This window comes from Streptomyces sp. RPA4-2 (assembly GCF_012273515.2).
Lineage (GTDB): Bacteria > Actinomycetota > Actinomycetes > Streptomycetales > Streptomycetaceae > Streptomyces > Streptomyces kaempferi.
Window position 1 is genome coordinate 2,989,702 of record NZ_CP050975.2, and the last position, 26,658, is coordinate 3,016,359.

At 67.5% G+C, this 26,658-nt stretch carries 28 protein-coding genes and 4 pseudogenes; 19 read left to right on the forward strand and 13 right to left on the reverse strand.

All coding sequences use genetic code 11. From position 1 onward, the window contains the following. Window position 1: 1 nt before the first annotated feature. The 3 genes from HEP85_RS12870 to HEP85_RS12880 all read right to left on the reverse strand — a co-directional run bounded on the left by HEP85_RS12870 (window position 2) and on the right by HEP85_RS12880 (window position 2,361). Window positions 2-589 (reverse strand): hydrolase, encoded by a 588-nt coding sequence (locus HEP85_RS12870; protein WP_168533575.1) that lies wholly within the window; start codon window positions 587-589, stop codon window positions 2-4. A gap of 283 nt (window positions 590-872) precedes the next feature. Further along, window positions 873-1,322 carry a MarR family winged helix-turn-helix transcriptional regulator gene (locus HEP85_RS12875; RefSeq protein ID WP_168527913.1) on the reverse strand — a complete coding sequence of 150 codons (450 nt, stop codon included), beginning with the start codon at window positions 1,320-1,322 and terminating at the stop codon, window positions 873-875. Window positions 1,323-1,443: 121 nt separating this feature from the next. Continuing rightward, the gene (locus tag HEP85_RS12880; RefSeq protein WP_329526257.1) at window positions 1,444-2,361 is read right to left on the reverse strand and encodes an aminoglycoside phosphotransferase family protein; all 918 of its coding nucleotides are present in this window, start codon (window positions 2,359-2,361) and stop codon (window positions 1,444-1,446) included. Between the two features lie 179 nt (window positions 2,362-2,540). On the opposite strand from HEP85_RS12880, the gene HEP85_RS12885 reads away from it, so the two are divergent. From HEP85_RS12885 to HEP85_RS12905, 5 genes are all read left to right on the forward strand, one after another. Further along, window positions 2,541-2,885 (forward strand): hypothetical protein, encoded by a 345-nt coding sequence (locus HEP85_RS12885; RefSeq protein ID WP_168527914.1) that lies wholly within the window; start codon window positions 2,541-2,543, stop codon window positions 2,883-2,885. Between the two features lie 29 nt (window positions 2,886-2,914). Continuing rightward, window positions 2,915-3,091 (forward strand): hypothetical protein, encoded by a 177-nt coding sequence (locus tag HEP85_RS12890; protein ID WP_168527915.1) that lies wholly within the window; start codon window positions 2,915-2,917, stop codon window positions 3,089-3,091. A gap of 150 nt (window positions 3,092-3,241) precedes the next feature. Then, window positions 3,242-3,838, forward strand: coding sequence for a hypothetical protein (locus HEP85_RS12895; protein WP_168527916.1), 597 nt, complete (start codon window positions 3,242-3,244; stop codon window positions 3,836-3,838). 322 nt (window positions 3,839-4,160) lie between these two features. Beyond that, window positions 4,161-4,862 (forward strand): hypothetical protein, encoded by a 702-nt coding sequence (locus HEP85_RS12900; protein WP_168527917.1) that lies wholly within the window; start codon window positions 4,161-4,163, stop codon window positions 4,860-4,862. 164 nt (window positions 4,863-5,026) lie between these two features. Next, complete coding sequence (locus HEP85_RS12905) at window positions 5,027-5,563, forward strand: hypothetical protein (protein ID WP_168527918.1); 537 nt, start codon at window positions 5,027-5,029, stop codon at window positions 5,561-5,563. Window positions 5,564-5,648: 85 nt separating this feature from the next. On the opposite strand, the gene HEP85_RS12910 is transcribed toward HEP85_RS12905, so the two are convergent. Next, entirely contained in the window at window positions 5,649-6,032 is a 384-nt protein-coding gene (locus HEP85_RS12910; RefSeq protein WP_168527919.1) for a hypothetical protein, read from the reverse strand. 529 nt (window positions 6,033-6,561) lie between these two features. Here HEP85_RS12910 and HEP85_RS12915 point away from each other — a divergent pair. The 3 genes from HEP85_RS12915 to HEP85_RS12925 are packed head-to-tail and all read left to right on the forward strand — an operon-like array spanning window position 6,562 to window position 9,421. Next, window positions 6,562-6,789 (forward strand): ferredoxin, encoded by a 228-nt coding sequence (locus HEP85_RS12915; RefSeq protein WP_168527920.1) that lies wholly within the window; start codon window positions 6,562-6,564, stop codon window positions 6,787-6,789. Further along, window positions 6,779-8,173 (forward strand): NAD(P)/FAD-dependent oxidoreductase, encoded by a 1,395-nt coding sequence (locus HEP85_RS12920; RefSeq protein WP_168527921.1) that lies wholly within the window; start codon window positions 6,779-6,781, stop codon window positions 8,171-8,173. The genes HEP85_RS12915 and HEP85_RS12920 overlap by 11 nt, the downstream gene beginning before the upstream one ends. 39 nt (window positions 8,174-8,212) lie before the next feature. After that, entirely contained in the window at window positions 8,213-9,421 is a 1,209-nt protein-coding gene (locus tag HEP85_RS12925) for a cytochrome P450 (protein WP_168527922.1), read from the forward strand. Window positions 9,422-10,012: 591 nt separating this feature from the next. Here the strand turns inward: HEP85_RS12925 and HEP85_RS12930 are convergent. The 4 genes from HEP85_RS12930 to HEP85_RS12945 form a co-directional block, all read right to left on the reverse strand. Then, a complete protein-coding gene (locus tag HEP85_RS12930; RefSeq protein WP_168527923.1) occupies window positions 10,013-10,309 on the reverse strand; it encodes an RNA-binding protein in 297 nt (98 codons plus the stop codon). A gap of 358 nt (window positions 10,310-10,667) precedes the next feature. Next, window positions 10,668-11,018, reverse strand: a complete 351-nt coding sequence (locus HEP85_RS12935) for a hypothetical protein (RefSeq protein WP_168527924.1) — start codon at window positions 11,016-11,018, stop codon at window positions 10,668-10,670. A gap of 472 nt (window positions 11,019-11,490) precedes the next feature. Next, window positions 11,491-11,703 carry a cold-shock protein gene (locus tag HEP85_RS12940; RefSeq protein WP_168527925.1) on the reverse strand — a complete coding sequence of 71 codons (213 nt, stop codon included), beginning with the start codon at window positions 11,701-11,703 and terminating at the stop codon, window positions 11,491-11,493. A 40-nt stretch (window positions 11,704-11,743) separates the two neighbouring features. Next, a complete protein-coding gene (locus tag HEP85_RS12945) occupies window positions 11,744-12,202 on the reverse strand; it encodes a hypothetical protein (RefSeq protein WP_168527926.1) in 459 nt (152 codons plus the stop codon). A gap of 832 nt (window positions 12,203-13,034) precedes the next feature. On the opposite strand from HEP85_RS12945, the gene HEP85_RS12950 reads away from it, so the two are divergent. The 7 genes and pseudogenes from HEP85_RS12950 to HEP85_RS12980 all read left to right on the forward strand — a co-directional run bounded on the left by HEP85_RS12950 (window position 13,035) and on the right by HEP85_RS12980 (window position 18,475). Then, window positions 13,035-13,379, forward strand: a complete 345-nt coding sequence (locus tag HEP85_RS12950) for a tyrosine-type recombinase/integrase (RefSeq protein WP_248001905.1) — start codon at window positions 13,035-13,037, stop codon at window positions 13,377-13,379. 673 nt (window positions 13,380-14,052) lie between these two features. Continuing rightward, window positions 14,053-14,414 (forward strand): annotated as a pseudogene (locus HEP85_RS12955) (transposase); the annotation flags it as partial. Window positions 14,415-14,855: 441 nt separating this feature from the next. Next, window positions 14,856-15,712: pseudogene (locus HEP85_RS12960) on the forward strand (IS5 family transposase). Beyond that, window positions 15,709-16,107, forward strand: coding sequence for a type IV toxin-antitoxin system AbiEi family antitoxin domain-containing protein (locus HEP85_RS12965; RefSeq protein WP_211117739.1), 399 nt, complete (start codon window positions 15,709-15,711; stop codon window positions 16,105-16,107). The pseudogene HEP85_RS12960 and the gene HEP85_RS12965 overlap by 4 nt, the downstream one beginning before the upstream one ends. A gap of 155 nt (window positions 16,108-16,262) precedes the next feature. Further along, a pseudogene (locus HEP85_RS12970) lies at window positions 16,263-17,530 on the forward strand (IS110 family transposase). A 17-nt stretch (window positions 17,531-17,547) separates the two neighbouring features. Next, on the forward strand, window positions 17,548-17,988 hold the full coding sequence (locus HEP85_RS12975) for an IS5 family transposase (RefSeq protein ID WP_369657702.1): 441 nt from the start codon (window positions 17,548-17,550) through the stop codon (window positions 17,986-17,988). A gap of 178 nt (window positions 17,989-18,166) precedes the next feature. Beyond that, window positions 18,167-18,475 (forward strand): hypothetical protein, encoded by a 309-nt coding sequence (locus HEP85_RS12980; RefSeq protein ID WP_168527927.1) that lies wholly within the window; start codon window positions 18,167-18,169, stop codon window positions 18,473-18,475. Window positions 18,476-18,550: 75 nt separating this feature from the next. On the opposite strand, the gene HEP85_RS12985 is transcribed toward HEP85_RS12980, so the two are convergent. From HEP85_RS12985 to HEP85_RS12995, 3 genes are all read right to left on the reverse strand, one after another. Then, complete coding sequence (locus HEP85_RS12985; protein WP_168527928.1) at window positions 18,551-19,318, reverse strand: transposase; 768 nt, start codon at window positions 19,316-19,318, stop codon at window positions 18,551-18,553. Between the two features lie 694 nt (window positions 19,319-20,012). After that, window positions 20,013-21,191 carry an IS701 family transposase gene (locus HEP85_RS12990; RefSeq protein WP_329295208.1) on the reverse strand — a complete coding sequence of 393 codons (1,179 nt, stop codon included), beginning with the start codon at window positions 21,189-21,191 and terminating at the stop codon, window positions 20,013-20,015. Window positions 21,192-21,577: 386 nt separating this feature from the next. Further along, on the reverse strand, window positions 21,578-22,087 hold the full coding sequence (locus HEP85_RS12995) for a hypothetical protein (protein WP_248001906.1): 510 nt from the start codon (window positions 22,085-22,087) through the stop codon (window positions 21,578-21,580). Window positions 22,088-22,203: 116 nt separating this feature from the next. Between HEP85_RS12995 and HEP85_RS13000 the strand changes: the two genes are divergently transcribed. Together HEP85_RS13000 and HEP85_RS13005 are read left to right on the forward strand one after the other, a co-directional pair. Next, window positions 22,204-23,012, forward strand: a protein-coding gene (locus tag HEP85_RS13000; protein WP_168527929.1) for an IS5 family transposase whose coding sequence is annotated in 2 segments (ribosomal slippage) — window positions 22,204-22,551 and window positions 22,554-23,012 — 807 coding nt in all. Because the reading frame shifts where the segments join, the coding sequence is not laid out codon by codon here. A gap of 100 nt (window positions 23,013-23,112) precedes the next feature. Then, complete coding sequence (locus HEP85_RS13005) at window positions 23,113-23,940, forward strand: IS5 family transposase (RefSeq protein WP_168527930.1); 828 nt, start codon at window positions 23,113-23,115, stop codon at window positions 23,938-23,940. Here HEP85_RS13005 and HEP85_RS13010 read toward each other — a convergent pair. Next, window positions 23,922-24,374: a DUF5959 family protein gene (locus tag HEP85_RS13010; RefSeq protein ID WP_248001907.1), complete on the reverse strand. Its 453-nt coding sequence runs from the start codon at window positions 24,372-24,374 to the stop codon at window positions 23,922-23,924. The genes HEP85_RS13005 and HEP85_RS13010 overlap by 19 nt on opposite strands. A 447-nt stretch (window positions 24,375-24,821) precedes the next feature. Between HEP85_RS13010 and HEP85_RS13015 the strand changes: the two genes are divergently transcribed. Together HEP85_RS13015 and HEP85_RS13020 are read left to right on the forward strand one after the other, a co-directional pair. After that, entirely contained in the window at window positions 24,822-25,418 is a 597-nt protein-coding gene (locus HEP85_RS13015) for a GNAT family N-acetyltransferase (RefSeq protein ID WP_168527931.1), read from the forward strand. A gap of 131 nt (window positions 25,419-25,549) precedes the next feature. Beyond that, window positions 25,550-26,347 (forward strand): annotated as a pseudogene (locus HEP85_RS13020) (transposase family protein). 27 nt (window positions 26,348-26,374) lie between these two features. On the opposite strand, the gene HEP85_RS13025 reads toward HEP85_RS13020, so the two are convergent. Then, a complete protein-coding gene (locus tag HEP85_RS13025; protein WP_168527932.1) occupies window positions 26,375-26,611 on the reverse strand; it encodes a hypothetical protein in 237 nt (78 codons plus the stop codon). Window positions 26,612-26,658: the final 47 nt, after the last annotated feature.

Below are 26,658 nucleotides of genomic sequence, written 5' to 3' on the forward strand. Positions count from 1 at the left end.
ATCACGCGTGGGTCTTGGCCAGCAGTTCCACGATCTCGGCGGTCGTACCGGTCTCGCCGAGGCGGGGGAAGATCCGCTCGACGCTGTTGCGGTGGGTCTCGCCGTCCAGGTCGGTCATGGCGTCGGTGGCCAGGGTCACGTGGTAGCCGTGCTCGTGGGCGGCGCGGGCGCTGGACTCGACGCCGATGCTGGTGGCGATGCCGGTCAGCACGATCTGGGTGATCCCGCGGCGGCGCAGCTGCAGGTCGAGGTCGGTGCCGTAGAAGGCGCCCCAGTTCCGCTTGGTGACGGTGATGTCCTCGGCGTGCCCGGCCAGTTCGTCGACGATGACGTCCCAGCCCTCCGCGAAGCCGCGGGCGCGGCTGGGTCCGTCGTTGCGGCCGCGTACGGCGTCCGCTCCGTCGGCGGCGGCGGTGACCCGTACGAGGACGACCGGGAGGCCCTGTGCGCGGAAGGCGTCCGCGAGCAGCACCGACCGCTCCACGACCTCGGCGGCGGTGTGGGGGGCGAGGCCCGGGTTTCCGACGATGCCGTTCTGCAGGTCGATGACGACGAGGGCGGTGTGCGGGTCGAGCGTGGTGACTGCCATGGTCAGGCCTTTCGGAGGGGTGTGCCCGTGCGGGTGCGGAGGGATCGGTCCGGGAGGGGCGCCGCCGGGAGCGGTACGGCTCCGGCGGGCGTGAGGGAAGCGGGCCGGTTGGTGCGGTCCACGAGGGTCGGCGCCGTCCGCGAAGAAGGCGGCGGTGGCGAAGAGGGCTGCGGTGGCGAAGAGGGCTGCGGTGGCGGCGAGGGTGGCGGTGTCGGCGGCCACGGCGCCGGGCGGTGGTACTGGGGGCCGAGAGTCCGCCGGGGCGGGGTGCTGAGTGCGGGTATCACGGGCGGGTGAGCCGGTCCAGTACGGCCATCGCCTCGATGACGCTCTGCCGCTCGGCCTCCGTGCAGCGGTCCTGGAGGGCCTTGGCCAGCCATTCCCCGCGGGCCTGCCGAGTGCCCTCGACGCGCTCGCGGCCGGCGTCGGTCAGCGTGACGAGCTGTCGGCGGCCGTCCCCCGGGTCCGGGTTGCGGGCGATCAGCCCCTGCTGGTCGAGCACGGCGAGGGTGGCGGCCATGGACTGCGGCCTGACGCCCTCGGTGGCGGCCAGCGCGCTCGCCGTGGCGGCTCCGCTCTTGCTCACCAGGGTGAGTGCGGAGACCTGTGAGGGGGTGAGGTCCTGCCGCTCGGAGACCTCCCGGATCCGCCGCCGCAGCCGGTTGAACGCCACCCGCAGATCCTGCGCCGCGCGTGCGGCGGACTCGGAGATGCCCTCGGCGCTGTCGTCCATGGCGTCACACTAAATCCATCAGTCCAGGCTGTCCAGTTTGAACTGGTCAGTTCAAACTGGACAGCCTGGACTGGCCAACTGCTCCTGAGCGCTTCGGCCGGCCGCAGGCCGCGGCCGCGATTCAGTGGCCCGCAGTTGCGATGAGGCGTCGCAGCGCGGCGTGGGCGGGTGGGCCCCAGCTGGGCTTGCCGCCAGGGCGGCCGTGGACGCCCGCGTCCGCGATGAAGACGCAGGCGAGGGCGCGCAGCACCGCCCAGCCTCGGGCGCGACGCAAGGTCGCGGCGTCCGGGGCAGGCCGGCAGGCCCCGTGGAAGCGGTCGGCGGCGCCGTCCGGCAGCAGGATCCAGGCGGCGGCGAGGTCGAAGGCCGGGTCGCCGGCGAAGAGGTCGCCGAAGTCGATCACGCCGCAGAAGGTGCCGTCCGCGGTGAGAACGTTGGCCGGATGCAGGTCGCCATGGAGCCACAGTGCCGGGCCCGCCCACTCGGGCGCGGCGGCGGCGTCCTCCCAGACGGCGCGGACGGCGTCCGGGTCGGGGATCAGCCCCCGCTCGGTGGCCGAGGCGAGCTGCTGGGCGAACCCCTCGGCGCGGTCGGCCGGCGGCCCCCCGCGATCACGGCCGGCCGGTGCCCCGGCGGGAGCGGGTCGGTGAAGGGCCGTCAGGAAGGCGGCCAAGGTGTCGGCCGCCTCCGCGGCACGCGTGACGGGAGCCCTGTCGGCGGGCTCGCCCGGCACCCAGGTGGTGACGATCCAGGGCCGCGGAAACCGGTCGGAGGGCTCGCCGAGGCGCTGCGGCACGGGGACCGGCAGGGGAAGCCGTGGGGCGAGATCGGGGAGCCAGGCGTGTTCCTTGCGCAGCAGGGCGTCCGCGGACAGCGTGGCCCAGGGCAACCGGACGGCGAGGTCGTCGCCGAGCCGCCACAGCTGGTTGTCCCAGCCACGCGCGCCGAGCCTCACCGGGCGAGCGGCCAGGTCGGGATGCTGGTCGCGCAGCAGATCCCGGACCAGCTCCGCGGTGATCTCGATCTCGGTACGGGTCATGCGAATCCACGGCAGTCGGGCGTCGGACCGCCGTTCGTGACGCCCAGCACTCCGTGCCGCTCGACCGGCGGCCGAGCACAGGGCGGCCGCCGGCGGACAGAAGCGCTCCGCCACCACCGTTCGTGTGAACTCCCGGAAGGAACTCGCACCTCAAAATCGAACAGGCGTACCATTGCCGCGTGGCTGCGACCTATGACTTCCCGAGTGACCTCCTGGCCGGCCAGGAGGAACTGCACCAGGTCCGGGCGGAGCTCCTGGCCCTGCTCAAGCGGCTCCCCTGGTCGGTGGAACCCCTGGACGGCTTCAGCGACGACAGGGGCTGGCGCCAGGTGGAGCGCCCCGCGTCCCCCGGCTGGACCGACGACGAACAGGCCGAGGTCGAGAAGCTCAGGCAGCGTGAGCGCGAGCTCGCCGTGTTCGTGACCTGCCACCGTTTCTGGTCGGAGGTCGCACCCCCGGAGACGGTCGACGCCCGCGCGAGGCTGAAGCACGCCCATGGGGTGACGGCGGCGGGCCCTTCGTAGCCGTCACGCGGCGCGGCAGCCGTCGTACGGTGCGGCGGCCGCCGTCGTACGGTGCCTACCTCTTCGGCGGCGGCGACCGGTTCCGCATCCTCTCCCAGGGCCCCGCCGCGAAGACCCTGACCGGCCTGCACCACGTCGTCGACGTCACGGACGGAACCGTCCGCATGACCCACCCGGTCACCGACCTGGTCTTCGCCGAGGAGTGACCGCCCGCCCGAAGGCGAAGTTCCGCCTTTCGAGCCCGGAGCCCAGCACAGCCCTCGCCCTTTCGGGTGAAACCCTGCGGGCGGCGACAACCCCGCCCCTCCCCTCCCCGTCGTAGACCCACACGGGCACGAACCACCCCAGGGGAGACCATGAGCGACCACGAGTACCCGCGGCGGCACCAGCGGCTCGGACGGGGCGGACCGTCGCAGGTGGCGGACTCCGGCGCGCCCGCGCCGCGGCCGCCCAGGAAGCGCGGCGTGGGCAGGGTCGCGGTGCTCGGCTGCCTCGGCGTCCTAGGCCTCGCCGTGATCATCGGGATCGCCGGGGCGGCCGGCGGTGGCGGCGCGGACGGGGACGGGGACGGGGACAGCGGCGCTTCGAACTCCTCCTCCGTCCACAACGAGGCGAAGAACGAGGCGCGGAACGACGCACGCGACGGTTCCGGGGCCGGGGACGCCGGGCCCGGATCGCGGGCGGCCGACTTCAGGTCCTGCGTGGACAAGAACGGCAGCGCCGCCGAGAAGGCCGCCGTCCGTCACATCACGAGGGTGACCGGGGCCGACGAGCGGAACAACATCCTGAACGCCCCCGAGGTGTTCACCGACTTCAGCGGCGGCCTCACCGGCCCGCACCAGGGTGAGGCCAAGCTCATCGCCTCAGCGTTCAGCTCCTGCTACGAGTCGGACAACGGCCTCGTCACCGTCTACGACAGGACGGGCGAGATCCTCGCCAACGGCGACTTCTAGCGACCCCCGCACGGGCGGCCCACGGAAGACCGTCTCGCGGGCCGAGCTCGCCGATTCCGGATGCCCCTTCCGGCACGAGCGAGGCACGGTCTTGCACGGTGGTGAGGCAGCCGGCCCTTGGAGGGCCCGGGGAACGACAGTGGCACGACCGCCACTCGACGCGACCTCTGCGCGCGACGGTCATCGGGGTCTGCCGCACTCGTGAACCGGTCACCGACCGCGGGTGACGGTCGGCTGGGGCCATGCCGGTTGCCGCACTTCTCCGCTGTACAGCACCAGTTGGAAAGATCCCGTACGCGGATGACGACCGAACTGGCACGGTATGGCGACGACATCTCACCCCTCCACCGGCGCGATCGGGCCGACCCGCGTGCTCGGTCTGATCGTAGGAGTGTGCCTGGCCGCGACCGGGTGCAGTTCCGCGGGCGACTCCGCCCGGCCGTCGGCGGCGCCGTCCGGCGGGACCGGCCGGCCGTCCGCGTCCGCGCCCGGACCCCGGCAGGCGTACTACGCGGGATTCGCCGTGGGCAAACGGCTGTTCGAAGACGGCGGCAAGGGCTCCGCGGTTCGGGAGGTGAACAGTGGGTGCGTCCGCCGCTCCCTCACCGCGAAGCCCACGGCGGTGGTGGACCTCGACCGGGGAGCATGGGTCCTGGGCTGCAAGCAGGGCAGCGGAAACGGCACCCCCAACCCGCCGAGCGGCCCCGTCACCCGGCGCGAACCGGACGCGGACCTGCTCCACCGCTTCGGAAGCTGGGCGCGGAAGAGCGAGGTGGCGGACTCCGCCCGCCACCTCACCGGGGTCACGCTGGTCCACCTCGACGCCGGCGAATACGACGTCGAGCTGACCACCACATACACCGCTGGAGCCGACGGGCCCGGGGTGCGCCGCCCGGCCCGCGACTTCGCGCGCTGGTGGGACGGCGACGACGGTGACGGAACGGCCTGGAATCTCGTCGTCGCCGACACCGACGGGCGGCGCCTTGCCGCCCGCGACCTGCACTCCCAGGAGGAATCATCGTGACCAACCGGGTCCCGCAGAGCCCATGGGCTGCGCTGCGCGGGCCCGGCGCCCGGACCGTAGTCGGACTTTGCGATGTGCTGGCATCGCGTCTGTTGACCTCGCGTCCCGCCCGGAGTTGGATCTTCCCTGCCCGTGCGGGTGTCCGGGCAAGGGAGGCTACGACGATGGCTGTTGATGCCCAAGACGGGCTGATACGGGTGGCGCCCTTCGAGCGGGTGTCCGCGCTGATGACGGCTGCGGGCGCGGTGCTGTCCGAAGGGGTGCTGTTGGCTCTGATCGGTACGGCTCAGAGCCTCGAGACGCTGTTGGTGGGAACGGTGGCGGTCATTCTCGTGTCCCTCGCGATGCTGCCGCTGAGTTTCCGTCTCCCCGGCCGGCGTCGCCGCAAGTACGAGCGTGCCGCGCGGATCGACAGCGTCGCAGAACTGCTCGAGGGTCAGGACGTGGCGAGGCGGCTGTCGCTCTGGCGCGCCGCTGGGATCGTGGGAATGTCGGCCTGTTGGATGATGCTCCTCGGCTTGATGTTCCATGAGGTGATGCCGCCGGTCATGCTGGTCCCGTGGGCCGTGGTCCTGTGGGCGCGGTCCCGGGCGACCGCAGATTGGGAGCGGGCGAACGGGGCAGCCCTGTGGCAGCGCGTTCCCGGGCTGCTGTGGAAGCGAAGCCCGGTCTTCCGCGTGCCGGCGGACGGCGGGATGTGAACCCGCCGCCGTTTCGTCCCGAAGACGCCTCCGGTGCAGCAGCCGCCCTGAGTCCACGGCGTAGCTCGCTCATCCGGCCAGCCGGCTATGCGGTCGCCGCGCGGAAGAGGTGCAGGAGGGCCTGGGCCTGCGGGGTGTCCACGTCGAAGAACTGCGTGGCCAGCGCGGCCGGCACTGCCGTTCCGTGCATGCGGACCTCGTGGCAACTGAAACAGAACGCTGCCTCGAAGAGCGCCAGATCGAGAGAGTCCTCGTACGCTCGGACACTCCAGCCTGGTGAGAAGCCGCAGCGGTGCTGCTCGCTGTCGGGCAGGGTCTCGATCAAGGTCAGGGCTTTGGCGGCCTCGCTCCCGGTCCAGTGGGCGACCGCCCTGCCGGGGTAAGGCGCACCCTTCTCGGTCGGCAGGGCGGAGATCCTCACGACCTCGATCAGCGCGGTGGACGCAACGGCTTCGGCAGGGAGCTGCATGTGCATAGTCTGCTCTTCTTGCCAGCGGCCGACTGATGCATGCCGAGGCCTGGGCAGAGCGCAGCCCAGGCTTGACGTTCCCCGTGGTTCCCCACTGCGACCCGCTGGAACCGGCGCGCCGTGTGCACAGAGTGCCGCTCGATGCGAGCTATGGACACGGAGGTCGCTGAGGCCTCGCGGGCTGGCGCGGAGGGTGGTCAGGCACACAGACGGTCGGCACTGGTCCGGCGGGGTTGCTGCACTTAGTTGCTCTGCCGCGACGGTCCAGGGGCACCGTCCGAGCAGTCCATCCACAGGCGGACCTCGGGCTGCCGCACGCTCAGTGGCCGAAGAACCGGATTCACATCAGAGTGGCCCCGAGGAGCTTTCCTTCGCCTCGCGCGAGGCCTGGTCTCCAGCGCCGTCCTCGCCTTGCGAGACCTGGGCGGAGGACTGAAGCTGAAGGTGAGGCATGCCTACCGACCACATGGACCGAGCGCAGACGGCTGCGGGGCTCGGCCACCGCGGCCCATGCAGGGAGCGGATTCCGATGAGGCTTGTCGTCGATCTCAACCGGTGCCAGGGGTTCGCGCAGTGCGTCTTCCTCGCCCCGGACGTTTTTGCCCTGCACGGGGAAGAGGCGCTGTTGTTCTCCCCTCGCTTCGACGAGGCGCAGCGTGACCGGGTGGAGAAGGCGGCTGCCGCCTGCCCGGTCCAGGCCATCCTCGTCGACTACTCCGATGAGCCGACGAAGCGGGTCGAGCCCCATGTCGGCTGACACGGACGTCGAGGTCCTGCGGCGCCAGGGCCGTATTGTCGTCGTCGGTGCCTCGCTGGCCGGTCTGCGCGCGGCGGAGACGCTGCGCGAGAAGGGCTTCACCGGATCACTGACCATGATCGGCGACGAGCTCTACGAGCCCTACGACCGGCCGCCGCTGTCCAAGCAGGCGCTGCTCGGACGGGCCCGGCCCGAGGACACCGCGCTTCCGCGGCGGCGGGACATCGACGCCGAGTGGCGTCTGGGCGTCGCCGCCGCGGACCTGGACCGGGACGCCAAGCAAGTGCGCCTGGTGAACGGCGACACCGTCCCCTACGACCGTCTGCTGATCACCACCGGGACCAGAGCGCGGCCTTGGTTCCACCCGGAAGAGGCCGCCCTGGACGGGGTGTTCGTGCTGCGTACCCGCGACGACTCCGCCCGCCTGTACCGGAAACTGACCGGGGGCGTGCGCCGGGTGTTGGTGATCGGCGCCGGTTTCACGGGCTCCGAGGTCGCCTCCGCCTGCCGGGAGCACGGCCTTGAGGTCACCGTCGCCGAACGCGGCCCGGCACCGCTGGTGGGCGCGCTCGGCGGAGTGATCGGCGCGGTCGCGGACCGGCTGCAGCGCAAGCACGGGGTCGACCTGCGGTGCGGCGTCAGCGTCACCGCCCTCGAGGGCGGTGATGTGGGACGGCTCAGGCGCGCCCATCTGTCCGACGGTTCGGTGATCGACGTGGAGGTGGCGGTCGTCTCGCTCGGTGCCATGCGGAACACGGAATGGCTCGCCGGCTCGGGGGTGGCCGCGGGTCCACGGGGGATCGCGTGCGACGCCGGGTGCCGGGTGTTCGACGTCAACGGCATCGTCACCGACGACATCTACGCCGCCGGTGACGTCGCCCGCAGCCCCCACCCGCTGTTCGACTACCAGTTCCTGGCGCTGGAGCACTGGGGCAACGCGGTCGAACAGGCCGAGATCGCCGCCCACAACATGATCTGCGCCGGGCCTGACCGCCGCCCGCACCTGTGGCTGCCGATGTTCTGGTCCTCCCAGTTCGGCGTCAACATCAAGTCGGTGGGCGTGCCCTCGCTGGGCGGCCAACTGGTCGTCGCCCAGGGGACACTCGCCGAGGAGCGGTTCGTCGCGGTGTACGGCTACCGCGGCCGCGTCATCGCCGCAGTGTCCTTCGACGGAGCCAAGTGGCTGGGGTTCTATGAGCAGCAGATCGCGTCCGGCGCCCCCTTCCCGCCCGAGTACCGCTCGGTCGACCGCCGGAGCGAGACGTTGCAGCCGATCGAATCGGCCTTCCCCGACCCCCATCTGCCCACCCACGGGCCCACCATCACGCTGACCGGCCACTCACCGAGCGAGCGGCGCGTCACGTTCGTTCCGTCGCATGCCTGATCACCGGCCCCGCACCGCACGGAGCCCTGAGGAGTCACCATGACGTCCGGCACCATCTCCGCGCAGATCACCGACTACGCCCATCGGGCCGACCCCTATCCGCTCTACGCGGAACTGCGCAAGCAACCGGTCAGGCGGGAGGACGACGGCACCTATCTGGTCAGCACCTATTACGAGGTACGGAGTCTGGCCAACGACCCGCGGCTGAGCAACGACACGAGCAACCGCCCACCCGGCTACGCCCGCCCCGGGCAACCGGCGGAGGAGACCGGACTGCCGCCCAGCTTCATCTTCACCGACCCGCCCGTGCACGACCGGCTGCGCGGCACCATCAACCGACCGTTCGGCCCGCCGCACAGCCCCAGGTTCCTCGACGGCCTACGTGGAGAGCTGGCCAAGGTCGTCACCGAGCTGCTCGACGCCTTCGAGGGCAAGGACCAGGTCGACGTCGTGGAGGACTTCGCCTACCCCCTTCCCGTCACCGCCATCTGCAGGGTCCTGGGCGTGCCGCGCGAGGACGAACCGCGCTTCCACGTCTGGGCCGATGTCCTGGCGTCGTCCCTCGATCCCCGCTCCGGCGACGACGACGGCCCGGAAAAGGCACAGCGGGCGCGCCAGGAACTGGGCGCCTACCTGTCCGATCTGATCGAGACCAAACGCCGCCACCCCGGCCCCGGGATGCTCAGCGCGCTCGCCCCCGACATGACACCGGCAGACCTGGAGGCCACCGCGGTGCTGCTCCTGGTCGCCGGCCACGAGACCACCGTCAACGCGATCACCAACACGACCCTCACCCTGCTGCGCCACCCCGACGTCCTCGAACGGTTCCAGAAGGACCCGGACCTGGCCGTCCCGATCATCGAGGAAGTACTGCGGTACGAGCCTCCGGTCCAGTTCGTCCCGTGGACCACCGCCCTGGCCGACATCGACGTCGCCGGCACCACGATCCCCAAGGGCTCGCCGGTCTGGCTCATGCTGGCCGCGGCCAACCGCGATCCCCGGCGCTTCGAGGACCCCGACCGGTTCGATCCCGACCGCAAGGACAACGAGCACCTGGGCTTCTACACGGGCATCCACTACTGCTTCGGCGCCCCCCTCGCCCGCATAGAACTCCACTTGGCCGTGCCCGAGCTCTTCCGCCGGGTCAAGTTCTCCCGACTGATCGAGGACCCGCCGCCCTACCGCGCCAACGCGGTACTGCGCGGCCCACGCCAACTTCCCGTCGCCATCGAGGGCCTGACGGCCTGAGCATCACCGACACAGGACCGACTGAACAGCATGCCGGCGGCGTCACCATCGCCCTGCCGGATCGTGATTCCCGCTCGCAGGTGACCGGCTCAAGCCGTAGAACCGACCACCCCAGTCACGACGACTTCTCGTCGCTGCGGGCCGCACCGACCCATCAGCACCTCGGGCAAGGTCGCGACCACCGGACCGCCGACCACGTGGACGGCCACATCGCGAATGAACCGCCGACATTCGCCTTGTAAGTTCGCTCCAACTCGTCCTTGGCATGACCCAGCCGCACGCATGCGTGTCGTCTGTGGCCGCCCAATGCCGCAGCGGACCGTGGGCGTTGATGTCAGCGTTGGATGTCAGCGGAACAACCCCGGCACGGGGCAGACCTCCAAGGGCTCGTCCGGTCGATCCGCCCAGTTCCACCAGACGTGCTGACTGGCACACCGCCAGAGCGTTCGACAGGTCCGCCGGCCGTCGTCATTGCGCTTGGAGAGCACGAGACCACCAGACTTCAGGGGCTGCCTGCATTCGGGGCAGGGCGGAACGTCGCTGGCCATGCGCCGCACACTAACCCGAGCACCACTCAAGCGCAGCCCTTGATCAGTGCAGCCGAACTCTCACCTGGTGGTTGTGCTCAACGTGGTCGATGACCTCACCCCGGATGCGTACCCCGAGAGCGGGCGGTCCCATCCCCTCGGGCATGGCAGTGATCTCGGCAAGCGCCATGGCGTTCGGAACTCCATCGACGCGGATGAAGACGCCGAAGGGCTGACGGGCGACCACTTCTCCTGCGACGGAAGTTCCCAGAGGGAGAGCTGCAAGCGTCGCCGTCCAGACTTCCTCCGGCGACTGCCCCGGCACGTCGGGGTGGCGCGTTGGCCAGTTGTACTCGTCCATAGGCAGATCATGACCCGCCGAGGAGTCCGCAACTACAGCGTTGCAGGGGCGGACGTGGTCGGCGACCAGGATGCCCAGGTCACTCCGGCTGTAGAGCCAGCCCAGCTCATCGGAGCATCTCGACTGCGGAGAGCGGCCGTTGACCGTGATGACCGCACGATGTGGCACGGCCATGGCACGAGGACCGCTTCGTCCCGAAGCAACTTGGACGAGGGTTCCGCCTTGGGCTGGTGTGCATTTCACCTGCGCTGATAATCCGCAGACGTCCGTACTCGTCTGCGGTTGTGCGTCGGCGTTGTCACGCAGTTAGACACGCACTGAAGGTAAGACCTACTGCCTCGGTCTGTGGGTCGACCCCCTACTCTTCGGGCTGGGCCTTCCACGCGAAGGCTCCCGCCGTGAGAGTGGCCCGAGATCCGGTCCGCCACCTGTCAGTGATGTCTGTCCAGCCGTGAAGCGTGGCACGTCGGGCACCGTCCTCGGATGCTCGGTCGTAGAAGAGGCTGAACCTGAAGACTCGGCCGTCCTCAGAGATGACTTGGCCATCCTCGTGATCGGGGCCCTCGGGCAGGAGGTCGACGACAATCGTCCGGTCCGGATCGAGCCCCTGGCCCCTCAGAACCTCCCGCAGACTTTCCCAAAGGTCGTACTCGCTGGTGCGTAGGAGATCGGTGCACTGAACGACGGTGCTTGACACCATGAACCTCATGATCGGTCCTGGCCGGGGCGAGGGGAAGCGAAAGGCAGCGTCAGAGCGAAGCGCTGGCGTCGATTGCCGTTTCGGCAGTCGACGAGGCAACAGCCGTGAGGCCAGACCTTCCGATCCGTAGCTCTAGAGAGAGCGGTCCACGGAGGCCATAGCGGTCGCAGTGATCCCTCAGAGGTATTGCGGGTCATGGTCGGTTGCTGCCGTTGTACCTCGCTGCTGTACCGCAGATCAACTGCCCGCCCTCTATCCGCGCGATCGCCTCCTGAGACACGACCTCGATCGCTCCCCAGTAGCTCACGAACTGCGAGAAACTCGATCACGACCTTGCCTGGATCTCCAGGACGAAGCTGTCCTCCAGGCTGGCGCCGTTGAAGCCGGGGAAGCCCCTGTAAGCCGATGAGGGTGCGATTCCCTCACACGACGACTGCAGGGTCGCCACTCTTGCCGAGCGGCGACCCTGCAACGCGGACCTTCATTCACGCGTTACCCGAACGGCTCGGAACTGAAAGCCATCCTGTTCACCAGCCTCCCACTCCAAGGTGACGTGATCACCGACAGAGAGGAAGTGATAACCAGACATCTCGATTGCTGAGAAGTGCACCCAACACCCTCCGGGAGTTTCCTCGGAATCGATGACACCCCAGCCTTCTTCTTCGTGCCATACACGAACTTCTGCCTTTGTCATCCTTGGATTCTAGCAATCCCGAAGCCTAGCTGTCGGACGATCAGACCAGGGTGACAACGAAGGGAAAGTCGACATCGACGGTTCGGGTGCCGCTGTGGCCTATCGGGAACGTCTCATGGATCGTCAGCTCCCAGTTGCAGCGAGTCATGTCGCGACCTAGAGAGGACGACATGTGGAGGAAGTATCGCGCACCGACGGCGGCGTGGCTGTCGTGCGTCACCCTTCGTCCATTGCACGTCAAGTTGGCCGTCTCATTCATGGGGCCTGTGGCAAGGGCCGCAGTGGCGGCACTTAACTGCCAGCCCATCTGGAACTTGCCGGTGTCGTACTTGATCTGAGCCGTGAAATTACCCCGCGGATCGTGCCCCTGGTAGAAGGCATTTCGAGGCGTATAAACGTGGGGGTTACCAGCTGCACCCGACTGCGCTGCCATCAGGCTCAGGGCTGTAACTGTTGCGGCCGCGAAGGCCGCCGTCCGCTTCATGGTGCGTGAAAACATCGAGATCCTTTCCGGAGGGAGTCTTCATCCATTCCGGAAAGCTAGACGGGTACCAGATGTGGAAGTTCACGTTCCAGGGTAAAGGAAAACCCAAGTGACGAACCGTAATGGGACGGGGGTCACAGTTTGGCACCCACCATCCCTCCTGCCATACGCTTCGACCTCACGACCAGGGGATCATGTCAATAATTGAACTTCCGGGATTCCTTAGTGTGACCATTTAATTTCGGCCAATACGCTCTTGAGTCTGGCTTTGGCCCGTCGCATGGTGCTGACATGGGTGCGCCGTTGGGTATTTCATCGAGGCGGTGACCTCGATGGTGCAGTGTGTGAGGGCGAGTCACCATCCTGGGGCGGAGCTGGGTGCTGGCATGGTTCCGTAATCGCGCCTGCCGCCCGGTCGTGGCCAGTTGGGCAAGCTGACTATGGCTGGCGCGCCCATCGGCAATCTGGCTGCCGATTCTTTGATGACCAACACGCCATACCTCTCCTTGGCGGTGAGGGTGCCCTCTGGGGCCTCCAGGTTGTTCGACGTGGCTGGCCGCGAACCGCAGCGGCGCTGATCTCCTCCGCCACCCACAACTCACCCCGGCTCCCATCCCGCGCACGCCACACTCGGCCGGCACTCGCGAATGGCGCCCCCGCCATGTCGGAGCCTGAGCGCCCCCGCCGGAGGTGCGTTCTGACCGGCGGACTCCGTGTCCGGGTCTCTACTCATGGGCCGTTGCTTGCTGCGGCCCCCGGGGCCGGCCCCCAGGGGTCAGCCCGCGCTCGCGCGGGCACTTGATGAAGTAGGGAAGGTTCCACAGCGAGCGCGGCGGGTGTCCGCACGGTGGCGTTCCCGGCCTCGATCGTGCCCGAGCTGGCGCACCACCTGGCGGAGCACGCGGAGGCAGGCCGGACCGGGCTCGTCTTCGTCGGGGCCCGCGGCGGTGTCCTCCGACGGAACAACTTCCGGCGCATCTGGCTCCGCGCCCTCGCCGCGGCCGGTCTCGGCGACGTCCACTTCCACGATCTCCGGCACACCGGGAACACGCTCGCCGCGACCGGCGGCGCAAAGTCCCCGAGAAAGATCAAGGCCCAGGTCTGCGGCTTCGCACCGGTTGACCTGGGCCTTAGTCGTGTCCTGAGACTGGTGGGCGCGGACGGTTTCGAACCGCCGACATCCGCCTTGTAAGGGCGGACGTGGTCTGCGGCATGTTCGCCCAGGTCACTACGGCCGTAGCGGCAGCCCAGCTGATCGGCGCATCTCGACTGTGGCGACCCGTCGTTGACCGTGGTTGACCGCACGATGTGGCACGGCTGTGGCACGGGGGCCTCTTCGCCCCGAAGCAACTCGGGAGGCTCGTTGCCCTTGGGCTGGCGCGCCCTTCACCTGCGCTGATGGTCCGCTGACGTCCACGGTTGTTCGCGGTTGTGCGTCGCGGTTGCCACGCAGTTAGACACTCAATGCGCCAGGCACCGGAGCCGTGGCGCAAGAGCTCCTACAGGCCGCGCAGTGCCTCGTACAGATTGTTACAGGCTGCCCAACAGATGACACTGCCGTCGTCGTACAGGTGCCCATGTACCAGTCGTCGTCAACGGGCTTCACCAGGCACAGGTCGTGGAATCCGAGGACGATCTCCGGGCGTGACATCTCGTGGGTTTCACCAACGCAGACCCACTTCACTGGCCGATCGGGATCCAAGGCGGCAGCCTCTTTATCCCCGGATACGTCGCGGATCTGCTGAAGGGTCCATCCCTGGGGTAGTCGCGCGTCTGCCATACACAGATGATCTCACCCGCCAGATATGGAGCACCGCTTTAGAGATCATCTCAATTGGTGGGTTGGGTAGTCTGTCGGTGTGCTGATGGTGGAGCGACTGGTGCCGGACGGGTTGTGGGAGTTGTTCCAGCGTGTGGTGCCGGAGGCGCCGACGCGTCCGCAGGGAGGTGGGCGGCGTCGTCATGGTGATCGTGAGGTGCTGGCGGCGATCATCTTCGTGGCTACGACGGGCTGCACGTGGTCGCAGGTTCCGCCGGTGTTCGGGCCGTCCGGAGCGACGGCCCATCGTCGTTTCATGGAGTGGAGCCGGCTGCGGGTGTGGGCGAAGCTGCACCGCCTGGTCCTGGACGAACTCGGCGCCCGCGGCGAGCTGGACTGGTCGCGGTGCGCGATCGACTCGGTGAACATGCGGGCCCTGAAAAGGGGGACCTGACGGGTCCGAATCCTAATGGGCAGCGAAGCGAGTCATCGCTATCCGAATCCGGAGTGAGAGCTCTTTCGACAGACCGCGGGACTCGCTTCAGCAGCGGTTCCGGCCGGAACCGAGACCTCGTCCGCCACCTGGGCAGGAAGCCCCCTACTGAGAGCGATCTGACCCCGGCCGGAACCGTTCCAGTTTCCGAGCTTCGCGAGCACAACAGCGCCTCGCGAGGACACAAACGCCTCACAACGGGTCTCCGCAGACCCAGTTCAGAACACGTCACCCGACGGTGCGAACCAAGAGCTTCGATGGTCGTGGCCTGAGCCAACTACACGGAACACCTTTCATCTTGTCGCGAGCCTGAGAGGACGTTAAGTCCCGTTTCTGATGATGTGGTGTCGCCCGTTCGTGGGTGATGGGACAGTTCCGCCCTCGGGTCATGTCGTGTGCATGATGAGGTCGTGGGCATGGAACGGATGCCGTACGCAACCGACTTGTCCGACGAGCAGTGGGCGTTGATCGAGCCGCTGGTCACCGCGTGGAAGCAGGAGCGGGTGGCGCGGTCGGCGACCGGGGACCCGGGCTCCTGCGACCTGCGCGAGGTAGTGAACGCGCTGCTCTACCAGAACCGGACGGGCTGTCAGTGGCGGCTCCTGCCACACGACCTCCCGGCCTGGTCGGCGGTGTTCTACTACTTCACTCTGTGGCGCCAGGATGGTCTTGACCAGCGGATTCAGGAGATCCTGCGCTGCCAGGTGCGGGAGCGGTCCAGACGATTAGAGGACCCGTCCCTGGTGATCATCGACACCCAGTCCGTCCGCGTGGCGGCCGGGGTGCCGAAGGAGACGACGGGACTGGACGCGAACAAGAAGACGCCTGGCAGGAAGCGGGGACTCGCAGTCGACGTGCTGGGCCTGATCATCGGTGTGGTGGTCCTGGCCGCGAGCGCCCACGACAACGAGGCCGGCATCGCCCTGCTGGACCAGGCGGCCGAACGATGTGGGATGCGCCTGGAAAAGGTCCTGGTCGACCAGGGTTTCAAGGACGCTGTGATCATCCACGGGGCGGTAAAGGACATCACCGTCGAGGTGGTTCGGCGCAACCCCGACGACGAAGGCAAGGGCTTCGTCCCGCAACCGAAGCGGTGGGTGGTCGAGCAGGCCAACGGCACCCTCATGCTGCACCGGCGCCTCGCCCGCGACTACGATCACCGGCCCGACAACGCGGCTTCCCGCGTCTACTGGGCCTCCACCGCTTAAGCATGCTCCGCCGCCTCACCACCCCTGCCCCCGCCTGGCGGGACGACGTGGAGCTGGCCGCGTGAACGTCAGCGAACTCCTGCGGCTGCTGCAGGCCGAGCACGATGAGACCGCCGCACGAGCCGACCACCTGCGCGAGCAGATCGTGCGGCTCACCACCGGCCTCGCCGAGACCGAAGCCCGCCTGGCCGAGCTCACCGCGACTCGCAAGGTCATCGACGGCCTCACCCCGCCCGATCACGCAACGGCCTTCGTGGAGACCGCCACCGTCTACCAGCGCATCGTGACCACGTTCAACGAGCACCCTGGGAAGGTGTTCCGTGTCCGCGACCTGCACGAGCACCTCGGCCTGCCCACCGACGAGCCCTCGATCAACGTCACCCGCTCCCGCCTGGGACGACTCGTCCGTCAAGGACTCCTCGAACAACCCGGACGCGGCCGCTACCAGAAACGGACTTAACGCCCTCTGAGAGCTCTCGCGAAGACGAAGGACCGTGCAGTTCGCTGGGGTTGCGAACGGCTGGTGGGATGTTGTGCCTTGAGCACTTCCATTAGGGAGCACGCGCACCCTGCACAGGCTCTGGCCTGCGGAAACATCAGAGTGTGAGGGAGAACATGATGGAGATCGCGGGGTTACCAGTGCCGGTGTTCTGCGGGGTGGACTGGGCAGAAGACCATCACGATGTCGCTCTCGTCGATGCCGGCGCAACACGGCTCGCCAAGCTGCGAATCAGCGATGATGCAGCCGGATTCGCACAGCTCACAGCCCTGCTGACGGAGCACGGCGACAGCAAAGATCACAAGATCCCGGTCGCGATCGAGACGTCTCGGGGATTGCTGGTCGCCTGTCTCCGCGCGACGGGACGCCCTGTGTTCGCGATCAACCCGCTGGCGGTGGCACGCTACAGGGATCGGCACTCGGTCGCGAGGAAGAAGTCGGACGCCATCGACGCTGCTGTCCTGGCGAACATCCTGCGCACCGACATGGCCGCCCACCGGCCGCTGCCGAAGGACTCCGAGCTGGCACAGGCGATCGCGGTGCTGGCACGAGCTCAGCAGGACGCGGTCTGGGATCGCGTCCAGGCCCACAACAAGCTCCGCTCGCAGCTGCGCGAGTTCTACCCAGCGATCTTGGCCGCGTTCGCCGACAAGCGCGGGGGAATCTGCTCACCCGAGGCCCGGACCATCCTGGCCAAGGCGCCGACGCCCGCAGCGGCGGCCCGTCTCACGCGCCGACGTCTCCAGTCCCTGCTCAGGCAGGCTGGACGCCTGCGCGGCATCGAAGCCGAGGCCGACCGGTTCCACGAGGTTTTCCACCGCGAGTACCTCCACCAACCACCGCAGGTCGAGGCGGCCTTCGGCCAGCAGGCCACGGCTCTGCTGCGCCAGCTGGAGGCCGCCTGCACCAACGCCGACCAGCTCGAAGCCGCCACCAGGGAGTCCTTCGATCAGCATCCCGATGCCTCGATCATCTCCAGCTTTCCGGGCCTGGGCTCCTTAACCGGGGCCCGAGTCCTGGCTGAGATCGGCGACGACCGAGCCCGCTTCACTACCGCCGGATCGATGAAGGCCTACGCCGGCAGTGCACCAGTCACCCGGGCGAGCGGCAAAAGCTGCACGGTGATGGCCCGGCGGGTCAAGAACCAGCGCTTGGCGGCTGCTTCTACGTCTGGGCCTTCGCCTCCCTAACCGCGTCGTCGGGCGCCAGAGCCCACTACGACCGCCGCAAGGAGGCTGGTGACCGCCACGTCGCTGCCCAGCGCAACCTTTTCAACCGCTTCATGGGGATGCTCTTCCACTGCCTCCAGCACGGAGAGCACTACGACGAGGAGACGGCCTTCCCCAACCAACCCGCAGCACAGCTTCCAGCGGAGGCCGCTTGACGAGTTACGCGCGTGGGATGTCTGTCGACCGGGGCAAGTACGGGTCGAAGATCCATTTGATTACCGAGCGGACCGGATTACCGATCTCCGTCGGCATCTCCGGCGCTAACCTGCACGACAGTCAGGCGCTCGAGGCGATGGTGCGGGGCATACCGCCCATCCGTTCGCGCCGCGGTCCCCGCCGGCGCAGGCCGGCCAAGCTCCACGCTGACAAGGCCTACGACAACCGTCACCTGCGGCAATGGTTCCGCTCCCGACGCATCACACCCCGCATCGCACGCAAGGGCATCGAGTCCTCCGAGCGACTCGGACGCCACCGCTGGACCATCGAACGCACCATGGCCTGGCTCGCCGGATGCCGACGCCTGCACCGCCGCTACGAACGCAAAGCCGTCCACTTCCTCGCCTTCGCCAGCATCGCCAGCACCCTCATCTGCTACCGCCGACTCACCAATTGAGATGACCTCTTAGGAGCGAGGTTGGGCGACCCTAGGCGTGACCTGGGGATGCCGGCCTTGGGCAGCGTGGGACGGCGCGCACCCAGGCTAAGGCTTGTCCCGTAACGATCTGAGAGTTCGTCGTCTCCTGCGGCGGGAGGTCGAATCAATCTGGGAAGGCTGGGGCTAGATTCCTCGCATGTCTTCGCATCTCAGTCATGGTGCTTCCGGAGCCCTGCGACGCTTCGCTGGATGGCTCGCTCGGGGGTCGGTGGGCCACCCGATGCTGGAAGGGATCGACTACTGGGAGGAGTTGCGTGCGTCGCCCTCCCAGATGGAGATCTGTGTCGCGATCTTCGCCAACGTCCTCGAACTGGATGAGCAGGGAGAACCGGTCAACGAGAAGCACGCGGAGCGCCGGGCCGCAGCCTGGATCTACCGGTATTGCACCGGGAAGCTGCCCCCGGAGGAACCGGACATCGAGCCGTGGGAATGTCAACTTCATTGACCGCTGACGTGCGACGTCATTCGACGTGTGGCGGGCCCTGTTCGCTACCCCGTCTCAATCCCCTGCTCGGTGGGCCTATCCGGTGAGGGCGAGGTTGTGCAGGCGGGCGACGCCGAGCATGGCGTGGTGGACCCCGTCGCCTTTCAGGCGGCAGTCACGGAGGACCCTCCAGGTCTTCATGCGGGCAAAGGCGTGCTCGACGCGGGCGCGGACCTGCTTGTGGGACTTGTTGTGGTCCTGCTTCCACTCAGGCAGTTCTTCGCCTTTGCGGCGGCGGTGGGGCATGACGAGTCCGGTGCCAGGATAGCCGCCGTCAGCGATCGTCATGGTCTTGCCGACGGCGGCCTTGGCGCCGGATTCCTCCCATGCCTTGCAGTCGTTGCGGTTGCCAGGAAGGGGCTCGCCGACCACGACAACAAGGCGGCTGTCGGCGTCGATGACGACCTGGTGGTTGGTGGAATACCGGTAGTTCTTGGACTGTTCGGCGATCGTGTGGTCGCGGGTGGGCACCAGCGTGCCGTCCACGATGAGCACGGTGTCCTTCGCGAAACGCTGCCGGGGCCGCAGCGCGAGGAGCGGGCCGAGCTGGTCAATGATCCGGTCGACCGCCGACTTCGAGACGCCGAACAGCGGAGCGAGCTGGCGCATCGTCAAGTTCGTGCGCCAGTAAGTCGCAACCAGTAGCACTCGGTCCTCCAGCGGCAGACCCCACGGCCGGCCCCGCCTCCCCGCGTCCGCACCCTCACGGCGCAGCGCGGTCACCAACTTCCCGAAACAGCGTGGGCTCAGCCCGGCGAACGGGGCTATCCAGGACGGTTCAGACGCCGTGATCACACCAGCCACATCAAGATCATCTCGCCCGTGACCAGCAGTTGCGGGACAGCCCTTAACCTCGGTTCCTCGTGAGTCCCCCGTCCGTTCTGGCACGGAAGTGGCACGCCTCCGCGACCACTGCACGTCAGTCAGCGCCAAGACCAGGTCAGCGACCCGGTGATCCGAAGGGGATGGTCTCGTTGCAGGATGAGCGCATCCTCCCTCCCCGACTGCTGTGGCGTGATCCCCGGCCCATCCCCCGGTTCAATCGGCAGGAGCCGGTGACTCAGATTGTCCGTGATCTCGGCTTCTACGAGCCGAGCGATGAGGACGGCTGCTCAAGGTTCGGGTACTTCTGCCAAGCCCATGACCGCCCCTACTCGCACGAGTCCTGTGGGGAGGGGCCGCATCTCATCGCCCTGGACTGCCAAGAGCACGGACCCGAGAGTATGTGGCCGCAACCACTCATACTGATGTTCCCAGAAGGGTTCGACCCCCCGCTGAGCGACGCGCAGCTGGCCTGGGTGCAGGCGGAGGACGACGCTGTCTAGTACTCCAGCAGCGTTTCGCTATCTGGCCTGGTCAGAGGCGTCGTCGGGAGTGTAGTTGGCTGATGGTAGGTCAGGGGCGGTGTTGGCGGACCGCCCCTCCAACGAGTGAGCTCGTTTCCGGTAGTGGCAGTGGCGGGCGACGGCCTGGCGTCTGCGTCGCCATCGTGACCAGCTCACCGCGTGAAGGCGAAGCGCTCGGCCTGGCCTTGGGGTGGGGCGAGTTGCCAGGAGCCGGCGGACTTCCGCCACGGTGAGTGGAACCAGGGTGTCGGAACCGTTTCTGCACCCCCTTTTGAGGCCGCCTGGGCTGCCGTTGCGGCGAGAAAGGCATGGGCGAGCATGGCCAGGGTGATGTGCCGCATCCAGCCGACGTAGCGGCGGACTTCGTACTGGTCCAGGCCGCACTCGTTCTTTGCTGCCTGGAAGCATTCTTCAATGGCCCACCGTCGGCCGGCGACCCGCACCAGCTGGTCGACGTCCGTGCCCACGGGCGCATAGCCGAGGTAGTAGGCGATTTCATCGGGCCTGGTGACGCTGCGACGGGCCAATGCCCAGCGCTGGTGTGTGGGCGTCTCGCCGTCGAAGTCCTCGATGGCAGGGAGTTGGACGGCTGCCCAATGGTAGACGCGTGGGCCCTTGGCGCCGTCGCCGCACGAGCGCTTTTCCCATGCCTCGTCCGGCGCCTGCGTGAAGAGATGGTCGATGCGGCCGAAGCGGGGCACGTGCTGGGACTTCGGGACGGCCAGGACATAGCCGACGGAGACTTCTTCGAGCATGCGGCGAAAGCGCCATTCCTGGCCGTAGGCGGAATCCGCCGTGACCCAGGCGATGGGCAGTGGCGATGCCAGTGCGCGCAGAACGATGGCTCTGGCCAGCTCGCCCTTGGTGGCGAAGGTCCGTTCGTCGGGAATCTTCGCGGCGCGGCAGCGTTGGCGGTCGTCCGTCCAGGACTTGGGGAGATACAGCTCCCGGTCGACCAAGGCTCGGCCGCGGGTGGTGGCATAGGCGGCGAAGACGCCGATCTGGCAGTTTTCGGTGCGGCCAGCGGTGCCGGAGTACTGCCTTTGCACGCCTGCGGACGTGATGCCCTTTTTGACGAAGCCGGTGTCGTCGAGAATGAGAACCCCGCTGTCCTCACCGAGCTTCTCGGCGACGTATATCTGCAGGTCATCGCGGACGTTGTCGGCATTCCAGGTTGCCCCGTTCAGCAGCCGCTGGAGGCCGTCAGGGGTGTGGTGGCCTGCGTATTCGGCCAGTTGCCAGCCGTTCTTGCGGCCGACCGGACCGAGCAAGGCGCGGACGTAGTCGCGCATTCGGCGTCGTAGGTCGGCGCGGCCGAAGCGGTGCCCGATACGGAGAAAGAGGTCGTTGAGTTCCCGGTCCCAGGCCGCGTCCGCGGGGTCGTCGATCACGCCGGGAGGCTGCCCGGATCACAGCCCAGACAGTTCTCAATCCACTCGTTGGAGGGGCGGTCCGCCAACACCGCCCCTGACCTACCATCAGCCAACTACACTCCCGACGACGCCTCTGACCAGGCCAGATAGCGAAACGCTGCTGGAGTACTAGGCATGATCCGAAAAAGATGCCCTAGCGGCCCCTCGATGCGAACTATGGGCGCGGTGGTCGCTGGGGTCTGCCGGGCACGTCGGCCGATCGCCTGGGGCTGCTTGCGGTCAGTGGTGGACGCGGTGGTTGCTGTACTTCGCTGCTGTACAGCAACCACAAGCTGTATGGCGTGTCAGTCCCCGGAGGAACCGAAGAAGCCCACGTGGGTGGGCTGGCAGTCGGCGTAGAGGAGCACGTAAAACCCCGTCCAACACATCCGGAGTTCACCCAGCAGCGTCGTGCTCTCTTCTCCGGGCCGACTGGTTTCCATGGCCTCATAAGACCGGGCCATCGTGTCGTTGTACTGGTCGACCGTCGGACGGTTGGTACCGAAGTAGTGGATAAGCCGGACCGGAGGCAGCGGGCGTATTGTGCCGTAATCCGCCACGTGAAGATTGCGCGGAGGTTCCGACGTCTCGACGATGCGATCTATGTCTAGGATCGAGTGGGTGCCCTCCTCGCCCATGAATTCTTCGTCGGCATAGACTGCCTCAAGGCTCTCGTATTCCTCGCCGTCGCCGTACAGCTCCTGGAAGACCTCGTCATGCAGGGCCGCTAACGTCGTCTGGACGCTTCCTTGGTATGGGGTGACGTAGTCCCACGCACTGGCACCCATGGCTCGCCTTTCGTAGTTTGCGATCAATGGCGGTCACAGTAGCTATCGGGCACAAGAGGCCCAGGGGCTTGCACCTACCGCGCGGGCGGGCAACCACCGCTTTAGACGTCGTTTCCTTTGGCGGGGGTTGTCGTTGTGTTGGTATGACGAGTCTTGCTGAGCATCTGGTCTCGGATGAGTTGTGGGAGCTGTTTCGGCGGGTGGTGCCGGAGACGGTGGTGGTGCGTCCGCAGGGCGGGGGCCGTCGGCGGGCCGGGGACCGCGAATGCCTGACCGCGATCGTGTTCGTGGCCACGTCGGGCTGCTCCTGGCGGCAGTTACCGCCGGTGTTCGGTCCGGCGTGGCCCACCGTCTACCGACGTTTTGCGCGGTGGAGTCAGCAGCGTGTGTGGGCCCGACTGCACCGCGTCATCCTTGACGAGCTGGGTGCCCAGGGGGGATTGGACTGGTTACGTTTCGCCGTTGACTCCGTCAGTGTCCGTGCCCTCAAAGGGGGCAGCTGACCGGACCGAATCCGACCGACCGCGGCAAGTTGGGATCGAAAATCCACCTCGTCGTCGATCGTGCCGGCCTGCCCGTCTCTGTCGCCATCTCGGCCGCTAACACCCATGACAGTCTGGCCCTGCAACCCCTGGTCATGGGGATCCCGCCGGTCCGCAGCCCCCGCGGGCCGCGGCGTCGCCGCCCGGCAAAGCTCCACGGCGACAAGGGCTACGACTATCCCTACCTGCGTCGATGGCTCCGCGAGCGGAACATCGTTCCTCGCATCGCCCGCCGCGGCGTCGAGAACTCACAACGGCTGGGCCAACACCGCTGGGTGGTTGAGCGCACCATGTCCTGGCTCGGCGGATGCCGCCGCCTCCACCGACGCTACGAACGCAAGCCCGAACACTTCCTGGCCTTCACCGCCATCGCCACCAGCCTCATCAACCACCGCCGACTCACCAAGTGAAACGTCGTCTTAGGACTCCTAGCAAAAAGAGTGGATGCCACCTTGGAATGACGGGCAGTCAGCTGGTGTTGTGCCTGCATTCGATGGATCGGGGTGGGGTGTGGGGCAGCGGAGGCCGTGGGAGGTCGATGACGGGCTGTGGGAACGGATCACTCCGCTGCTGCCGGTGGTCGAACGCAGACAGCGGTACCCGGGGCGCAAACGGCTGGAGGACCGGCGGGTCCTCAACGGGATCCTGTTCGTGCTGTACACGGGGATCCCCTGGGAGTTCCTGCCACAGGAGCTGGGCTACGGTTCGGGGAGCACCTGCTGGCGCAGGTTGCGGGACTGGCATCAGACTGGGGTGTGGCAGGCCCTGCACGAGCTGCTGCTCGCCGAGTTACGGGCGGCTGACCTGCTGGACTTCACCCGGGCGGCAGTCGACGGCTCCCACCTGCGGGCGATGAAGGGCGGTGCGAAGACCGGGCCGTCTCCAGTGGACCGGGGCAGGACGGGCAGCAAGCACCACGTGATCGTGGAAGCGCACGGTATCCCGCTCGCCGCCACGCTGACCGGCGGGAACCGTCACGACGTCACCCAGCTCATGCCCCTGGTCCACGCTGTTCCGGTGGTCAAGGGCAAGCGCGGGCGTCCCCGCCGGCGCCCCGATGTGCTGTACGCCGACCGCAGCTACGACTACGACACCTACCGCCGCGACGTGCGCGGCCTGGGCATCCGCCCGGTCATCGCCCGCCGCGGGACCGAGCACGGCTCCGGCCTGGGCGTCCACCGCTGGGTCGTCGAAGCCGCCTTCGCGCTCCTGCACTGGTTCCGCCGCCTGCGGATCCGCTGGGAGATCCGCGACGACCTCCACGAAGCTTTCCTCACCCTCGGCTGCGCCATCATCTGCTGGCGCCGCTTGGCGGCAGTTCAGCGCCGCCACTCATAGACACCTGGTGATGACTGCAGGACTTCGCTCGGCCACTCCTTCCGCACCAGTACAAGCAGCCTGCGCTGCTCGTCGATCCAACCCTCCTCAAGACTCATGGGAAGGAACACGGAGACGCACGAGCTGCCCAGATCCTCTACACGGACAGCGGCCGTCTCATGCTCTTCGTTGTACGGCTGGATCCTGATCTCCGGGCTGTGGTCGTCATCCCTCCAGCAGATGTCCTCGCCGGCAGCGAGCAGGTCCAAGGCACGCGACCAGTTCTCCAGGTCGGAAGGGGACAGGGACATGGCCAGTCGCCCGCTGACAAAGCTGCTCGTGACAAGGACCTCTGCGTCGAACTGGTCGTGAAGATGCAGCACACCCGGCGACCGACGCCCCAGCACGCGCACCCGGAAGCTGTTGTCACCATCCGAGAGACTGATCAGTTCCACCGTGTGCCCTTTGCTTTGCCCGCCCGCATCTGCCAGGACTCATGGTGCTGGACTGGATCTTCAGTCTCAACCAGCTTGTCCCAGCCTCATTCTGCTAGGAGTTCTTAGGAGCGAGGTTGGGGGATCATAGGCGTGACCTGGGAATCCCTGCCTTGGGCAGCGTGGAGCGGTACGCACCCTGGCGAACCTCGCTTCCCCGTGAGTCCCCGTCCGTTCTGGCACGGGAGTGGCACGCCCTGGGGCCGTCCCTCGCCGCTCGATGATCAGTAGTCGAACGTCGGTGTCCTGACGTGTCCTAGGGCGATGAGCCCCGCTCCGATGACCGCGACGGTCCACGACTTCGAAGCAGCACCTACTCAGCACCCTGCGGACGCATGCCTCTATCGTGACGCATTTGGAGTGCATGGCCGCCTGCGCCTGCACATCGACTGAGGTACGAGGGACGACATGAGCGACATGTGGGTGGGCGAGAAGGTGCGCTTGCGGGGCGTCGAGCCAGACGACTGGGAGGGCTTCCGCGCGCTTGCCCAGCACACCGTCGACGTTCGCAACGCGGATCTCGTCGAGCCGCCTCGCTCGAGGGAGAGTTTCCGGTCCTGGACCGCCGAGCGTGCTGGACGTGGGCCAGGAGGCGAGTCCTTCCGGCTGGTGATCGAGACAGTAGCCGATCAGGCCTTTGCAGGATCTGTGACGGTCGGGGAAACCGACCCCCGCGCAGGACGATTCAAGGCAGGGATTGCGATCACTCGCGATCATCGCGGCAACGGTTACGCTACTGAAGCCACCGAGCTGGTCCTCACTTACATGTTCGCCGAACAGAGGTACAACAAATGCGAAGTCGAGGTCTACGCATTCAACGATGCCTCGCTCGCCCTCTACCGCAAGTTCGGCTTTGTCGAAGAAGGACGGCTCCGGCAGCACGAATTCTTCGCGGGCAGCTACCACGACGTCGTGCTGATGGGCATCACCGCCGACGAACACTGGGCCGCTCACCAACGCCCGTCAGTGAGGTCTTCTCGGCAACCTGACGGTTGCAGTGCGTGACGACCCGCTGGACGGCAGCATGGTGACCCGACGTCAGGCATGAGTGAAACCCCTGGTAGGAACAGGTCTGCGAAGATCACGTTCCCGAGCACCAGAGGCTTCACGCATTGACCGGTGTCACCTACACCGCGGTGCTCAATGCCCGTCGGAGACCGCCGAGCACGTCGCGAAACTGCTGCACGAGCACCGGGAACGGCTCGGGACTCACAGAGGCACCCGCGCTGGGCGCCTTCAAGCAGGCAGTCCTCGTGCTGCGGTGGTTTATCGACGGTGCCCGGCTCGTCCAACTGGCCCGGGACAACGGCATCTCGACACCGACCGCCTACCGCTACCTGCACGAGGGCCTGACCGTGCTCGCCGACCACGCCCCGGACCTGTCCACCGCCCTGGAGCGCGCGACGGCCGCCGGATACACCCACCTCAACCTGGACGGCACCGTCATCCGTACCGACCGCGTCGCCGCCCCCGGCCCCAACAAAGCAGACCTCTGGTGGTCGGGAAAGCACCGGCACCATGGTGGCAACGTCCAGGTCATCTCCGCCCCGGACGGCTGGCCGATCTGGGTCTCCCCGGTCCGCCCTGGCCGCGAACACGACACCACCTGCGCCCGCACTCACGGCCTTGTCGACGCGCTGAACCGCCTCGCCGCCACCTTGGGCATCCCGACCCTGACCGACCTCGGCTACGAGAACGCCGGCCCTGGCTTCCGTCACCCCGCCAAGAAGCCGCAGGGACGCGAACTCGACCTCAAGCAGAAGACGTTCAACAAGGTGATCCGCGGCATCCACGGCGTCGCCGAACGTGCCAATGCCCTGTTCAAGGTCACCTTCAAGGCCCTGCGCAGAGTCAGCCTCGACCCCGGCAGCATTACCCCAATCGCCCGAGCCGCCCTCGCCCTGCTCCAGATGGAGCACGGCCGCACCACCTGAACGAAGATCACGAACCGTCACGAGACGTTACCCGCGAAGGTTCAATCGCTGGACGGCGAACAGTTCCAGGTGTGCGCAGTTCGGGCAGCGGAAGGCATCGATCTGCCATTGCGGCAGGCCCCGCGTCTTAGCTATGCCCATTATGCCCCGATCAAGGAGGCTTCCGAACCATCGCGCGTACCCGCGGGCGCCGCTGCCACTGTCACTGACAAAGCCCTGCTCAAGCCCGACCTGACCGCATTGGGTGCACCGCATGTTGTTCATCGAGGGAGTGTAAGTGGGGGCCGGGGGTTGATGCTGGTGAGTTTCGC